This window comes from Luteimonas sp. A478, from assembly GCF_054052025.1.
Map to the genome: position 1 here is coordinate 258,099 of NZ_JBSVRF010000001.1, position 14,264 is coordinate 272,362.

The 14,264-nt window shown below is 64.0% G+C and carries 15 protein-coding genes and 1 pseudogene; 8 read left to right on the forward strand and 8 right to left on the reverse strand.

The annotated features are described in order from the left end of the window. Positions 1 to 14: 14 nt before the first annotated feature. Positions 15 to 296: a hypothetical protein gene (locus tag ACW7G3_RS01260; RefSeq protein ID WP_456971741.1), complete on the reverse strand. Its 282-nt coding sequence runs from the start codon at positions 294 to 296 to the stop codon at positions 15 to 17. A 199-nt stretch (positions 297 to 495) separates the two neighbouring features. On the opposite strand from ACW7G3_RS01260, the gene ACW7G3_RS01265 reads away from it, so the two are divergent. The 4 genes from ACW7G3_RS01265 to ACW7G3_RS01280 all read left to right on the forward strand — a co-directional run bounded on the left by ACW7G3_RS01265 (position 496) and on the right by ACW7G3_RS01280 (position 6,972). Then, positions 496 to 3,030 carry a type VI secretion system Vgr family protein gene (locus tag ACW7G3_RS01265; RefSeq protein WP_456980704.1) on the forward strand — a complete coding sequence of 845 codons (2,535 nt, stop codon included), beginning with the start codon at positions 496 to 498 and terminating at the stop codon, positions 3,028 to 3,030. A 16-nt stretch (positions 3,031 to 3,046) separates the two neighbouring features. Next, entirely contained in the window at positions 3,047 to 5,854 is a 2,808-nt protein-coding gene (locus tag ACW7G3_RS01270; protein WP_456980705.1) for a calcium-binding protein, read from the forward strand. After that, positions 5,844 to 6,479, forward strand: coding sequence for a hypothetical protein (locus tag ACW7G3_RS01275; protein ID WP_456980706.1), 636 nt, complete (start codon positions 5,844 to 5,846; stop codon positions 6,477 to 6,479). The genes ACW7G3_RS01270 and ACW7G3_RS01275 overlap by 11 nt, the downstream gene beginning before the upstream one ends. A gap of 124 nt (positions 6,480 to 6,603) precedes the next feature. Further along, a complete protein-coding gene (locus ACW7G3_RS01280) occupies positions 6,604 to 6,972 on the forward strand; it encodes an STAS/SEC14 domain-containing protein (RefSeq protein WP_456980707.1) in 369 nt (122 codons plus the stop codon). A 20-nt stretch (positions 6,973 to 6,992) separates the two neighbouring features. Here ACW7G3_RS01280 and ACW7G3_RS01285 read toward each other — a convergent pair whose 3' ends face one another. Continuing rightward, the gene (locus ACW7G3_RS01285) at positions 6,993 to 7,556 is read right to left on the reverse strand and encodes a hypothetical protein (RefSeq protein WP_456980708.1); all 564 of its coding nucleotides are present in this window, start codon (positions 7,554 to 7,556) and stop codon (positions 6,993 to 6,995) included. A 111-nt stretch (positions 7,557 to 7,667) separates the two neighbouring features. Between ACW7G3_RS01285 and ACW7G3_RS01290 the strand changes: the two genes are divergently transcribed. Then, positions 7,668 to 8,078, forward strand: coding sequence for a hypothetical protein (locus ACW7G3_RS01290; protein WP_456980709.1), 411 nt, complete (start codon positions 7,668 to 7,670; stop codon positions 8,076 to 8,078). Between the two features lie 12 nt (positions 8,079 to 8,090). Beyond that, complete coding sequence (locus ACW7G3_RS01295; protein ID WP_456980710.1) at positions 8,091 to 9,197, forward strand: extracellular catalytic domain type 1 short-chain-length polyhydroxyalkanoate depolymerase; 1,107 nt, start codon at positions 8,091 to 8,093, stop codon at positions 9,195 to 9,197. Between the two features lie 102 nt (positions 9,198 to 9,299). Here ACW7G3_RS01295 and ACW7G3_RS01300 read toward each other — a convergent pair whose 3' ends face one another. Further along, the gene (locus ACW7G3_RS01300; RefSeq protein WP_456971757.1) at positions 9,300 to 9,509 is read right to left on the reverse strand and encodes a cold-shock protein; all 210 of its coding nucleotides are present in this window, start codon (positions 9,507 to 9,509) and stop codon (positions 9,300 to 9,302) included. Positions 9,510 to 9,824: 315 nt separating this feature from the next. On the opposite strand from ACW7G3_RS01300, the gene ACW7G3_RS01305 reads away from it, so the two are divergent. Both ACW7G3_RS01305 and ACW7G3_RS01310 read left to right on the forward strand, forming a co-directional pair. Next, a complete protein-coding gene (locus ACW7G3_RS01305; RefSeq protein ID WP_456980711.1) occupies positions 9,825 to 10,610 on the forward strand; it encodes a hypothetical protein in 786 nt (261 codons plus the stop codon). A 91-nt stretch (positions 10,611 to 10,701) separates the two neighbouring features. After that, on the forward strand, positions 10,702 to 11,655 hold the full coding sequence (locus ACW7G3_RS01310; protein ID WP_456980712.1) for a glutaminase: 954 nt from the start codon (positions 10,702 to 10,704) through the stop codon (positions 11,653 to 11,655). Positions 11,656 to 11,669: 14 nt separating this feature from the next. Here ACW7G3_RS01310 and ACW7G3_RS01315 read toward each other — a convergent pair whose 3' ends face one another. The 5 genes and pseudogenes from ACW7G3_RS01315 to ACW7G3_RS01335 all read right to left on the reverse strand — a co-directional run bounded on the left by ACW7G3_RS01315 (position 11,670) and on the right by ACW7G3_RS01335 (position 14,238). Then, positions 11,670 to 11,984 (reverse strand): HPF/RaiA family ribosome-associated protein, encoded by a 315-nt coding sequence (locus ACW7G3_RS01315; protein ID WP_456971763.1) that lies wholly within the window; start codon positions 11,982 to 11,984, stop codon positions 11,670 to 11,672. Between the two features lie 148 nt (positions 11,985 to 12,132). Further along, entirely contained in the window at positions 12,133 to 12,342 is a 210-nt protein-coding gene (locus ACW7G3_RS01320; protein ID WP_343258732.1) for a cold-shock protein, read from the reverse strand. Positions 12,343 to 12,537: 195 nt separating this feature from the next. After that, positions 12,538 to 13,095, reverse strand: a pseudogene (locus ACW7G3_RS01325) (pseudouridine synthase); the annotation flags it as partial. Positions 13,096 to 13,149: 54 nt separating this feature from the next. Then, entirely contained in the window at positions 13,150 to 13,686 is a 537-nt protein-coding gene (locus ACW7G3_RS01330) for a DUF6630 family protein (RefSeq protein WP_456981126.1), read from the reverse strand. A gap of 81 nt (positions 13,687 to 13,767) precedes the next feature. Beyond that, positions 13,768 to 14,238 carry a YaiI/YqxD family protein gene (locus ACW7G3_RS01335; protein ID WP_456980713.1) on the reverse strand — a complete coding sequence of 157 codons (471 nt, stop codon included), beginning with the start codon at positions 14,236 to 14,238 and terminating at the stop codon, positions 13,768 to 13,770. Between the last annotated feature and the right edge of the window lie 26 nt (positions 14,239 to 14,264).

Here is a 14,264-nt window from a genome sequence, read left to right on the forward strand (position 1 = left end):
GTCGAACGCAGGGTTCAGCGCCGGGGTGGGTCCCGCGGATGCGGATCGGGATCGCGGATGGGGTGGTCGTCTGGAGCGTCGGGTGGGACCGGGTCGCGGATCGGCGGAATCGTCGGGTCAATCGGCTGGTCGGGTACCGGGTCGACGGGCTGGTCGGGTACCGGATCCCGGCCTGGGTTCGGCACCTGGCCCGGGATCTGATCGGGTGAGAGGGGCTGCGGCGAGTGCGCGGCCTGGTAATGCAAGCGGTTCATGTTGTCCTCCACTTTGGAGCCGTGGCCGGGACGGATCAGCATGCCGACCTGGCGCGGGCGGGAGCGTGAAGCGGTGCGTATTCCGTTGCCCGGACTGGCCGCGACCGCCTGCGTGTACAGATTGATCCCGCGCCCAGCGAGGTTGACAGGACGTTGCCCGTCTCCCACGCTTTCCGTCTGTCATTCCGGATTGCAGGATGCACCGATGGCCGTACAAAGGACGTACCCGGACATTGGGTCCATGGCCCAGCAGGCGCTTACCGCCCTGGCCACACCCTCCCAGCACGCACGGCTGATCCAGCTGGATGCCCCGGTCGAGGGGTTGGTAGTCGAGCGCTTTGAAGGCAGCGAGGCGGTGTGTGCGCCGTTTCGCTTCGAGGTTGACGTGCTGGCCACCAGCGCATTCCTTGATCCCGATGAGCTGCTTGGCAAGCCGCTGACGCTCCTGCTCACCCGCGCCGGCGGGCAGAAGCGCCGCTGGCACGGGCTGTGTACCGCAGTCGCACCGCTGGGCGGCGACGGCGGCTTGGCGCGCTACCGGCTGCTGATCGAGCCGTGGACTGCGCTGCTCACCCATCGCCGCAATGCCTTGGTGTTCCAGGACCTTGATCTGCATGGGGTGCTGGAGCAGCTGTTTGCCGACTACCCGCAGGCTGACTGGCGCTTCGACGTCACCCGACACATGCCGGTGCGCGCGATCACCACCCAGTACCGTGAGAGCGACTGGGAGTTTGCTACCCGCCTGCTGTCCGAGGCTGGGCTGGCGTGGCGTTACGAGCATGCCCAGGCGGACGGCGAGGACGATACGGAAGCGGGCCATACGCTGGTGATCTTCGACCAGCAGGCCGAGGTGCCGGAGGGTCGCGCGCTGCGGTTCCACCGCATCGATGCCACCGAGCGCGACGACGCCATCAGTGCGTTTGCCCGCCGGCGCCAGCTGGTGCCCAACCGCAACCAGGTCGGCAGCTGGCACAGCGAACGGCTGGCGAGCACCACGGGCGTGGCCGAGGCAGATGCCGGAACCTTGCCGGTGCTGGAGGTATTCACCCAGTCGGGTGACGGCCGCTTTGAAGACAATGCGCATGCCCAGGCCGAAGCCGGCCACCGGCTGGACGCGCTGCGGCTGGCGCAGGATCTCTACGGGGGCAGCGGCAGCGTGCGCGATCTGGCCGCGGGGGTGGGCTACTCGCTGGTGCAGCACAGCGTGCACGAGGGGGCCGGCTTCGTACCGCTCAACGTGGTGCATGTGGGCGTGAACAACCTGGGCGCCGGCATCACCGCTTTGCTGGTCGCGTCGGATCTGGAGCAGGGCAGCTACCGCAACCGTTTTGTGGCCGCTCCGGCCGGCGTGCCGATTGCGCCCCTGCCGCGTTCACGCCCGACGGCGCATGGCCCGCAGACCGCGCGGGTGGTGGGCCTGCCCGATGCTGCGGTGACGCCCAACCGCGACCATCAGGTGCGTATCCAGTTTGCCTGGCAGCGCGGCCCGGCCCCGAACTCCGGCGGCCTGACCGACACCGCAAGCAGCCACCCCGGCCACGCGCCCGGCGACCACACCAGCGGCACCTGGGTGCCCGTGGCCGAGTGGATCGCCGGCCCAAACTGGGGTAGCCACTTCCTGCCACGCATCGGCGCGGAGGTGCTGGTGGAGTTCGCCCACGGCGACATCGATCAGCCGCGCATCACCGGCCAGCTCTACAACGGCGAGGTTGCACCGCCGTTTGGTGGCGGTATAGATAGCGCCGACAACCATCCCGGCACCCTCAGCGGCTTGCATACACAGTCGCACGACGGCGCCGGCACCCAACAATGGGTGATCGACGATACCCCCGGCCAGCTGCGCACGCGCCTGCATACCAGCCTGGCTGACAGCCGGCTGGAGCTGGGCTACCTGATTGGCCACCAGGGCAGCAGCCGCGGTGGGTTGCGCGGGGAGGGCGTTGAGCTGGCCACCGAAGGCTGGGGCAACGTCCACGCCGGCCAGGGCCTGCTGCTCTCCACCACCGCCCGGCCGGAAGGCGCCTCGACCCAGCTGGATATCGGTGAAGCCGTTTCCCAGCTGAAGGGTGCCGAGCGCACCGCCGAAGCCCTGCACGAGACCCTGGAGCAGCAACAGGTGCCCGGGTTCAGCGCCAACGAACAGCTGACCGCCCTGCGCGAAGCCATCGACCCGGAAGAGCAGGGCCGCTACAGCGGCAGCGTCGGTGGCCAGAGCGCCATGAAGCCCGCCCCCGGCAGCCGCGAGCCGGGTGAAGACCCGGTGGAGCGCTTCGCCGATGCGAAGCTGATCGCCGAGTCGCCCGAATCCATCGCCTTCGCCACCCAGAAGAGCGCCGTCGCTTTTGCCGGCGGCGCACTGCACCTGACCGTCCAGCAGGATGCCCATCTTGCTGCCGGCCAGACCTTCTCCAATGTCAGCGGCCAGCACGTTGCCCTTTACGCCCACGCGGGCCCGATCCGCGCCATCGCCGCCAACGGCCCCGTCAGCCTGCAGGCGCATACCGGTGAGCTGGAGGTGCTCGCAGACCAGTCCGTCACCGTCACCGCCACGGATGACCGCATCGATGTGCTGGCCAAGGAGAAGATCGTGCTGCAGGCCGGGCAGGCGAGGGTGACGCTGGAGGGTGGGGACATCACCTTCGAGTGCCCGGGGAATTTCACGGTGAAGGCGGCGCAGGGGCCGTTCAAGGGTGGGGCGGGCGGGGATCACCGCATGTCGCTTCCGGACGGCATTGTGAAGCTGAATCCAAAACGGATGCTTGATTTCTCAGGATGATCGGCAAGGACGCCTCATGTCAGACACTTCGCAACATCCGGCTCCGCTGAGCCGGACGCTTTTTCCTTTTCCCAAACCAGGTGCCCCTGGTAATGGCCAGTCGCAAACGGCCGAGGCCAACGCAAAGGACTACTTCCAGGCGCTGTCGCAAGCCGAAGACGGCTTTTTCCCGATTGGCTGCAACGGCCAATGGCACGGTGGGATCCACTTCGGGGCGGAGACGGGGAGAAGCCTGGCCCAGGATGGGGGCATACGCTGCATCGCTGACGGCCAGGTGATCGCCTACCGGATCGATGAGGACTACCCGACAGTCAAGTACGACAGCTGCGCGGCCGCCACTTATTCCCGTGGATTCGTGCTGGTCAGGCACCGGTTGCAGTTGCCGCCTGCGCCCCAGGCTGCCGGCGCAAATGGCGAGAGCACCCCGGCAGCAGATGCCGAGCCATCCCTGCTGTTTTTCAGCCTGTACATGCACCTTAGGAACTGGAACGCCTATAAAGCCGACGCGGATCTCAAGCGACCGGCCTTCTGGGACGGCTCCGTGTATCTGGTGGGAGAGCGCGCCGTAGATAGTGATCGTGGCCGGAACCCGTTCATTCCCGAGTCCGGTAGAACCGGCATGAATATCCGTGATGCCAACCATCGGATCACCGGGTTCGCGCCGCGCGGGGTCAAGCTGAAGCTTGGGGAGGCCAACCCGGCGCGGAGCAGCTACTACCGGATCACCGAGGTCATAGGAGGGGCCACCTATCCCGACGATGTGGTCGGAATGTACGTCTACAAAGGGACGGGCTCTTCAAGGGAAGGGCTCGACCCGGTCAGTGAGCCTCACGCCAAGGGCAGCGTCTATATCCCGCCCGAGCCGGTCGGGATCAAGGCTGGCGATATTGTTGGGCACCTCGGGGAATACCAGCGCTATCTGGACATGGATGCGCTGGCGCAATGCTCTACTGGGCGTCCGCTGGCCCAGGTGGACGTGTTCACCCACGAAGACCTGGCGGGCTTCATTGCCCAAAGCCGGTCCCGGGACGCCCAGCTTGATGCACGCCAGAAGACCCTGCTGCATGTCAGGCCGGGTGCCCGGCTGGTCCAGCCTTCCGCGCCGGACATCGAGCTGGCGGCTGATGAGGCGGTCGTTCAAATTGGTGATGGTGACGGCCGGTGGGTCATCGGCAGAAAGGGCACGGTGGCCATCGTTGACCAGCGGCCCGCGGACTTCAACGTTGCCACCCGCACCTACGGAGACGGCAGGATCTTCATTGCCGCCGTGAATGCAGAGGGTAATGAGATCACGCTGGGCGCGTACAACGCCCTGACCGATAAGGCCACGTATCCGCGCCGAAAGCTGCTGACACCCACTGGGAGCGAAGTTTGGGTCAGTCGCGGCACCGCCGACCAACAGGCGCTGGTCACGGCGCCGGGCCGTGCCTGGTCGCGATTTCCCCTGCAGGCCGCCAATGCCAGAGTAGAGGCGGTGGGGTATTCCCGGGTGATTCCCGTCGCCGCAATAGAAGAGTCGCTCAAAGAGGCCGATGGCACGCGATGGTTCCAGGTTGATGCCCCCACGTCGTCAGGAGAGCTGACCCGCGGCTGGGTGCGGGAGAGCGGACACGCCAACGTGGAGATCTGTTCCCCTTGGGCTTGGCCCGGCTTCGAGCTTTTCGATGTCGCCGAATTGGAGCCGCGAGAACTGTTCGCTCGCGAGCTGGCCGCCAGCGGACGTGCACAGCCGCAGGAACGCGACGAGTTCGACACTGCCGCCAGCAACATCGAACAAAGCCCGCTGTTTGACGCCCTGGGACGGGCCATCGACAGTGACGGAAACCGGGAAATCACCCCGCTGGAACTTCGCAACGCGCTGAAGACTGATTGGTTGGCAGACGCGATTTCGCGCTTGGTGATCCGCTATCCCAGTGAGTGGTCGGATCCGTCGGACCGTTGGAGCAGGATCGATGAGCTGATTGAAGACGAGACGCTACGCAAGGATTGGGAGCATGAGAAGGGGCGGATCGGAGAGTTGGTCATTTGGCCCGATGTTGCCGGTCAACATGGATTCCCATCGAATTCAGACGTACATCACCTACATCCCATCGGTTTTATTAAAAACTTTTTCTCGAGGCGGGAGTATGACTGTTTGACCTACCGGATCCTGTACGAAGATGGTTCGTTGGAGCGAATCACGCCTTCGGTTATAAATCCAGCGAAGACGAATATAATTAGATACATATATGTCGACGCGATAGGGTCAGAGCACGACTTGGGAGAGTATACGTTTATTCTCGCCGGGCGTGTGGGGCCCGGTAACGCGCAAGCGGAAGGGATTGTCCGGCTGATGGACCTCCGGGACGTTGAGGATTATGCGTCGGGTGACGTCCGATATGGATTTCACTACGATGAGCGATTGACGCTGCGTCCATATGTTGCGGATGATGCGATGGCTAGTCTATTTGGCGCCATGCTGGACACCAGCTTTGTTGATGTTTCATGCAATGGCTTCAGCGACCATAGAGGGCATTCCATCGGAGGAAGCTCGAGTCATAGAAATGGCGTAAATGGCGACTTCAAGTACTTCCGAGCCGACGGGACAACCCAAGATCAAACCAGTCTTCATATTGATGTCAATCCCGAGCTGATGGATGAGGAAAGGCAAAATAGATTTAATGATGCCCTACGAAAATATGGGTGGAGTGATCTCAGAGCTTGGCGATACGTGATTGGTGGTGAAAGTAGGCTTCTTAGGCACACCCAACACTTAAGGAACCACCAGCATCATTTGCACCTTCAGGGCTACAATCCGACAATCGCAGAAATCAATGAAAATTAATAATTTGGCGCTTCTACCCATTGTTTTGTCTGCCTCATTTCTGGCCGGATGTATCACGCATGCCGGTGACGATCAGGATTCGGGAAAATCCTGTGCGAAGTTTTTGAAGGATATTCCTGTCGGGACCGATAACGCACCCGTTAGCTACGATTTGGAAGAATTCCTTAACATCTCGACGTCAAACGAGTTGACAGTCGCATATGACGCGCTTCAGTCCATCGAGTCGGGTTGTGGCCTCGGAGAAATTGTTCCGGACGATCCAGAAGAGATTATGGCCCCTTGGGAAGCGCCTAACTATGTCGATGTGCTGGCAGGGATCAGTGGCATGACTCCTTGGGTTCAATTTGTTTATCCATCGATCGGGGAGTTTGGCCCCGGCTTGGCATCGAGTGTCGTTTTTTACGATGAAGCTGGTCGTCCGATAGTTGCCAAGTTGGTAAGTGAATACCATTCTTGGGAAAACACATCAGTGCTCAAATCCGTACTTTTTAAAGGAAAGATCGAGTCGTGTAGGCAATATATTGAGTACTTCTCTTATGGCCGAGATGGTGATATCGCCGGCGAGCTGGACTCCCCAGTCAGATCCGAATGTAAGCTCACGACTTCAACTTATCCGTATCCCTAATTGATTCGTCACTGAAGCGCGCGCGTCGCTTGGCAGTGGCTTGCGGAGCTCTGAGACTGGGCGGCGGGGTCAGGACTGTAGACTTGGCCACTCCCGCACAATCCCGCAGAGCCGGAGGTTCCCAATGCTCAAGTTCATCCAGAGCCCCGACGACGTCATTGCGGTATTAATCGAGGACAAGGTCACCAGCGCCGACCTTGCCGCGGTGATGGACCGTCTGGAAGGCAGCCTGGCGGCCCACGACAAGGTGCATGTGTTCGTGGAAACCCGTTCCCTCGATGCGATCGAGGTGTCCGGGCTGGGTTCTCATATCGCCCGGGCGATGCCGCTGTTTGGCAAGCTGCGAAGCTTCGGGCGGGTGGCGGTGGTGGCCGATCAGGCCTGGGTGCGCGCGGGCACGCGCATCGAGAGCGCGCTGCTTCCGTTCGTGAGCTATCGGGTGTTCAAGCCGGAGCAGCGCGATGAAGCGCTGGCCTGGGTGCTGGAAGGCTGATCAGTAGAGCCGGGTAAACGTTATTGCCCGTGTTGCGCCGTCATTCCCACGATATCGCTCCACAGCGGTACCAGCGTATCCATGTGGCGGCGCAGGGCGGCGGCTGATTCCGGCGGCAGGCTGGTAAAGGGGTCGCCCGCCAGGCGCTCCTTCCACTCGGGCGAGGCTTCCTCCAGGTTGATCGAGCGCGGCGGGCCGATTTCTCCCTGGAAGTTGAGGGTGGTGAACACCGGCTCCACCAGCCGGTCCACCGCGTGGAACTCCTCCACCGTCATGCCGGCTGCTTCCAGCACCTCGCCCGACTCGCCTTCGCTGTCGTAGATGCTGACGGTGACGCCGTAGTGCGTGCCGCGACCCGGTCGGCGGATGATCTCGGCCTGCTTGGCAAGTGCGCGGGCATAGGCTTCCAGGTTGGCATCAGTGAGCGCGGCAGGTTGCGCATCATCTGCCGTCGAGGTGGCGGTGATGGCCGTCGGCTGCGGTTCAACTGCGTTGGCGGGTTCGGAATCGTTCGCTGGGGTGCATCCGCCGGCCAGTGCCACGGTGAGCAGGGCTACGAGCCCCGCGGTCTTGGGTCCTTGCATGGTGCGTGCCTCCCCGGGAGTCAGCGGCAAGCATAACGTGATCGCCGGCACTCATAAACCATCCATATGGATGGTGCTAGGATGCCGCTCATCATCCAGGACCCCAATTACATGTCAGATCCACGACCGCGTGCCGTTGCCGACAGCGAGAAGATCACCATCAACCTCGGGGTGGTCGATTTGGGCCAGATCGACCTGCTGGTGCAGGAAGGCTTCTACTCCAACCGCACCGATCTCATCCGCACCGCCATCCGCAACCAGCTCGCTTCCCATGGGGAGGTGCTGCGGCATACGGTCGCCCGCCGGACCCTGGTGATGGGGCTGCAGGAGTACGGCCGTCGTGAGCTCGAGGCCGCGCGCGCCGCGGGAGAGCGCCTGCGGATCCAGGCTCTGGGACTGGTGCGGATCGCCGATGACGTTACGCCGGAGCTGGCGTTGGAGACGATCGAATCGATCACCGTGCTCGGCGCGCTCCAGGCCAGCCCCAAGGTCAAGGCCGCCCTGGCCGGCCGCATCCACTGAACAGGATCCCCCATGACTCCCCGTAAAGACGTTATGCACGAAGCGATGCGCCTGATGCAGACCGGCGATCTGCAGGCTGCGACACGTACCCTTCAACATGCGCTTGGCGGCGGCGCTGGCCAGGCGTCGCCGCACCCTGCGGGCAGCGGAACTGGTGATACAGCCGCCAATGGGCCATGTATCGAAGGCGAGTTCCGGGTGATCGATGACGGTGAGGCGTCCCCCGCAGAGGCACCATTCCGGGCCCCTGGTGCTGGCGATGTCAGTGATGCCCGCCATCGGCTTTCCTGTGATGCCGGTGAGCTGGAATACCGGCTGCACATTCCGGAAGGCCTGGACACCGCCGGCGCGCCCTTGCTGGTGATGCTGCATGGCTGCACGCAGACGCCGGAGGACTTTGCCCGCGGCACGCGCATGAACCGGCTTGCTGACGAGCACGGCTACGTCGTGGCCTGGCCCGCGCAGTCTGCGCTACGCAACCAGAATCGCTGCTGGAACTGGTTCCGCGGCAGCGACCAGCAGCGCGGCAAGGGCGAGCCGGAGATCCTGGCCGCACTGACCCGGCAGCTTGTAGCCACGCACCGGCTCGATGCCGGTCGCGTCTACGTGGCGGGCTTGTCAGCAGGTGGGGCGATGGCCGCGGTGCTGGCCAGCACGTACCCGGATGTCTACGCCGCCATCGGAGTGCACTCCGGCCTGCCGACCGGGCTGGCCAGCGACATGCCTTCGGCATTCGCAGCCATGCGCAAGGGCGGTGGACCAGGTCGGTGCACATCCGCCAGCGGCACCCGGAGCGTGCCGGCGATCGTCTTTCACGGTGACAGCGACGCCACCGTGCATCCCGACAATGGCCACGGCGTGATCGAGCAGAGCCTGGCCAGTGGCGGGGGGCTGGATGCCGCGGCCCGGTCCACCACCGTTGAACGCGACATCGCCTCGGGCGGGCGCAGCTTTACCCGCACGGTGCACCGCAATGCCGACGCGCGCATCGCCGCCGAGCACTGGGTCATCCACGGCGCCGGCCACGCCTGGGCTGGCGGTGACACGGCCGGCACCTACGCCGATCCGCAAGGCCCGGATGCGTCCGCGCACATGCTTCGGTTCTTTGCCGCGCTATGAGCGGCGCTGGCGTGGCTGGACGGCACGATCCATGAGATAGCCCCCAAAACGCAAAAAGCCCGGCCGGAGCCGGGCTTTTCCTGCAACAGGCGTTGGCCTGTCTTAGATCACTTCGACCTGGTCGGCCTGCATGCCTTTCTGGCCCTGGACGGCCACGAAGGACACCTGCTGGCCTTCCTGCAGGCTCTTGAAGCCTGAGGACTGGATCGAGTTGAAGTGCACGAACAGGTCAGGGCCGCTTTCCGGGGTGATGAACCCGAAGCCCTTGGCGTCGTTGAACCACTTCACGGTACCGGTCTGTTTCTCGGACATTTTTGTAACTCCTTGGAGCAAATAGATTGAGGGCCGCACGTGGCGGCAGAAGCTGGCTGCAAGGAGGAAAAGCGGGTATCCGGTGTAGTGGAACGCAATCTACGACGTCAGGCCACGATTCGTGGGGTGACCTTGAAACTCAGCGCGCACAGCTTGGCCCTTGTGGCGAAGAAGCGCAAGCAGAGATTTCGCGGACTGCGCCTTCCGCATCTGCCCGTGTCCGGTCTCCCGGTCGCTCGGCGTATACCGGGGGAGCCAGACACCCCCAGCCATACCCATTGAACGCGCGAACGATCGTGCCAGGAGATTCACGTCATGCAGGTATCTTTTCGTCCCACAGGCCACACGGCCGCGGCGCGTCTCCTCTTTCCGGCCGCTTCGGCAGCGGCGCTGGCATTGATGCTGGCCGGGTGTGGCGGGGATGGGGCGAGTGCCGCCGGTGGCGGTGGGCAGGGCGGGTCGGCGAGCGCCACGGCGAAGTTCGATCCTTCGCTGCGGGACACACCGTGCAGCGTGATCACCGCGGACACCATGGCGACCGTGTTCGGGCTGCCGGTGGACGAGATCGATCAGCACGCAGCGATGGGCATGTGCCTGTACGAGTGGAAGAGCGATGGCCAAGTCATGGATGCCACCATCCACGTGAGTCGGGTGTCGGAAAATGCCGCCGATGCGGCGAAGTATTTCGCCAGCGCCACCGCAGGAATGAGCGGGGCCGAGGTCGACGAGGCGATGGACTCCCTGCGCGAGCAGATCCGCGAGAACGACGGCGCGGGCAGGACTGGGGATGATGGCGCCGCCGCGGCCGAAGTGCTGTTGGGTGCGGCGGGCGGCAGTTCGTCATCGGGAATCCGGTTCCGCGACGTCTCCGGGGTCGGCGACCAGGCGCGCATGCAGGTCGGCACCGGAGACCTCAACGTCCTCTATGGCAACCTGCAGTTCAGCGTCACCGCCTACCACGGTGAATCGATGCCGTTCCCGGACGACTTTTCCGGGGCCGCAGGACTGATGGCGGCCAGCAACGCCTGGATGGCGGAAATCCTGCCGCAGCGCGAGGAGCAGACGATCGAGCTGGCCCGGGCAGCGCTGTCCGCGCTGTAGGCTGCTCCCGCACGGCGCGGTCAGCAACCTCCACGCGTTGGTGACCGGCTGATGCATAGGGTGGGGCCATCCATTCCAGGCGGACCCGCGCATGCACAAACCCCCACCCAATCCCTACGACGTCAGCCGGTTCGATTTCGAGAACATCCTCGGCACCATCAACGAGGAGGTGCGCCAGCGGTTCGGCGAGGGCGAGGTGGCGGACTACATTCCCTCGCTGGCCAACGTGCCCAAGGACCGCTTCGGCATGGCGCTGGCGCTGCTGGACGGCACGATCCATGAGATGGGGGATTCGCGCGAGCGGATCTCGATCCAGAGTATTTCCAAGGTCCACACCCTGACCTTGGCCTTGAAAGCGATTGGCGATGAACTGTGGGAGCGCGTGGACCGCGAGCCGTCTGGTGATCCGTTCAACTCGCTGATCCAGCTTGAGCACGAGCAGGGGATTCCCCGCAATCCGTTCATGAACGCCGGTGCGCTGGTGTCGGCGGATGTGATCCTGTCCAACTACGATGAGCCGGAGAAAACGCTGCTGGAGTTCATGCGCGCGCGATCGGGAGATGCCGACGTTGGCGAGGACGAGGAGTTGGCGAGCTCCGAGCGCGAAAGCGGCTATCGCAACGTGGCGCTGGCCAACTTCATCCGCAGCTACGACAACCTGCACAACGACCCGCAGGACGTGCTGGATTTCTACTATCTGCAGTGCTCGCTGCGGATGCATTGCGTGGACCTGGCCCGGAGCGTCCAATACCTGGCCGATGCGGGCCGGTGCACCTGCTCGGGCGAGCAGGTGACCAGCGCGGAGGGCGCCACGCGTATCAACGCGATGATGATGACGGCCGGCACGTACGATGCGGCTGGCGATTTTGCGTTCTACGTGGGGCTGCCCGCCAAGAGCGGGGTCAGCGGCGGCATCGTGGCCGTGGTGCCGCACGTGATGGGGTTGTGCGTGTGGTCACCGGGGCTGGACGAAAAGGGCAACTCGCAGCTCGGCCGCTACGCGCTGCACCGCTTTACGCGGATGACCGGCCTGTCGGTGTTTTGAGGCATGGATCCAGGTCAGTACCCGCGCTGCTTCTCGATGCGGGTGTCCAGCAGCGCCTTGATCTTGTTGCAGGCGCCACGGATGGCCTTCTCCATGTCCTCGGCATCCTCGGTGGCACCGAGCGGATCGTCGTTCTTCAACCGTGCCTCGATGGCGCAGCGCTTGTCGGCCGGGCCACCCTTGAACGAGTTGGTGTCGGAGAGGAACACCTCGATCCGGCTCAGGCGGGGGAAGTAGCGGCCAAGGTGCTGCTCGATCATCGCGTTCACCCGCTCTTCCAGGGCGTCGGTGCCGTCGATGTGGTTGTCGGTGTTCAACTGGATTTTCAAAGCCCGCTCCTTAGTGTGTACGGGTTGCTTTTGTTCCAGCCTATCGTACGGAGCCGGTGCGATGGCCATCTGAGGCCGGTGCGCAGCGCCAAAACGAAAAAAGCCCGGCGTGAGCCGGGCTTTTCCTGTCAACAGGCGTTGCCTGGAGTCAGATCACTTCAACCTGATCTGCCTGCATGCCTTTCTGGCCCTGGACGGCCACGAAGGACACCTGCTGGCCTTCCTGCAGGCTCTTGAAGCCCGTGGACTGGATCGAGTTGTAATGGACGAAGAGGTCGGGGCCGCTTTCCGGCGTGATGAAGCCGAAGCCCTTCTCGTCATTGAACCACTTCACGGTACCGGTCTGTTTGTCGGACATGTTGTTTCTCCTTGGAGCAAAAGATTGAGAGCCGCGTGGCGGCAAGAAGCTGGCTGCAAGGAAGAAGCGGGTGAACGGTGTAGTGGTACAGAATCTACAACATCAGGCCACGATTCGATTGGTGACCTTGTAACTCAGCGCGGACAAGCTTGCCCGTTGTGGCCGGTGAACGCAACCCGCGGCCATTCATACGATTCAGAAGCGCTCGCCCACCGGCAGGTAGCGCCAGGCGCCGGGCGGAATTTTCGCCAGTGGTATCCGGCCAATCCGGATCCTGCGGATGGCGACCACTTCCAGCCCCACCTGCGCGCACATGTCGCGCAGCTGCCCACCCTGGACGCCCTTGATGGCAAAGCGCAGTCGGATCTCGTTCTGCCAGCTGACCTTGCAGGGCGGCAGCGGGCGGCCGCCGTAGCTGAGGCCATGGTTGAGCCGGTGCATGCCGTAGGGCGCGATGTCGCCGGCGACCTCCACGATGAATTCCTGCTCGATGTCGTCGCGGTCCTCGCTCAGCCGGCGCCAGACACGGCCGTCCTGGGTCAGCACCATCAGGCCGCTGGCCTCGGCGTCCAACGGCATCAGCGGCGTCAGGCGATTGAAGTGGCGCTGCAGCAGGCGTACCCCGGAAGCATCCTCATCCCAGCGGCTGTCGGGCTGCACCAGCACTGCCGCGGGGTTGGGGCCACTGATGGTGTCGTAGCCGGCCGGCTTGTGCAGCAGGATCGTTGCCGGCTCCACGGCGGCGGGCCGGGCGTAAGGAGAGGACATGGGGGCTGCCGCAAAAAAGGGGAGCAGCAGTGTAGCGGCCTATCCCAGCTTGATGCCCAGCGCCGGCGCGATGGTGCGCATTGCCTCGTTGTCGCGGGTCAGGGTGATCCAGCCCGCGATGGTGTCGGAGTCGGCTTCCCACACCCATAAGGTGTAGCCGTATGTGCGCAGCGCCTCGTAGGCGGCCTGCAGCAGGTTGAAGAGGGTGGTCTCGGCGAGGAAGTCATCGTCGTCCGGGTCGTCGACGCCCCAGTCGAGTTCGAGGTTCCAGCGCGAGACGAGCTCGGTGATGCTTTCCACCAGCGTGGCCGTTTCGCCGGCGTGGACCTGGAAACCGGATTTCCAGTCGATGATGTCCTTCAGCGCCCAGGCCGGCTCGAACTCCTCGCCGTCGGCGTTGGCGGCTGCCTCCTGGTAGGTGGAGAACTGGTGCAGCGCCGTCTCCTCATCGGCGGGGTTGATGAGCAGCAGGAACTGCCAGACCAGCGTTTCGGTGGCAGCGTCCTCGTCGATATCGACGTGTGGAACGTGGCCGATGGCAAAGTTGTCGTCGGGATCGAATTCGTTGTCGGGCAGGTGCATGTGGGCTTGTCAGCTGGGGGATACGGGGGAACTGTACCTGACCGGTTTGTGCGGGTGGGCTTGTTGGCCGCGTGGCTATCCCCGCCGCGCCAGCCATCCGTCCAGCTGGTTTGCGAACGCCTGCCGGTCCCGTGCGCTGAAGGCGCCGTGGCCGCCGGTCTGCACGCCCGCACCGCGCAGCTCTTCCATGAAGTTCCGGACGGAGAGGCGCTCGGCGATGTTGTCGGCGGTGAAGCGTTCGCCGTGTGGATTGACGGCTTCGGCACCTTTGTCCAGGACGCGGGCAGCAAGCGGGATGTCCTGGGTGACGACCAGGTCGCCGGCGCTGGCGCGTTCGACAATGGCATCGTCGGCGGCGTCAAAGCCGCCCTGTACCTGGAGCGCGCGGATGTAGCGCGAACCTGGGGTGTGCAGCCACTGGTTGGCGATCAGGGTCACGGGTACCTGCGCGCGTTCGGCGGCGCGGAACAGCATGTCCTTGATGGGCCCGGGGCAGGCATCGGCATCCACCCAGATCCGGGGGGTTGGTGGCAGTGGGTCGGTCATGGGGGCAGGTTAACCGGAGAGGTCCG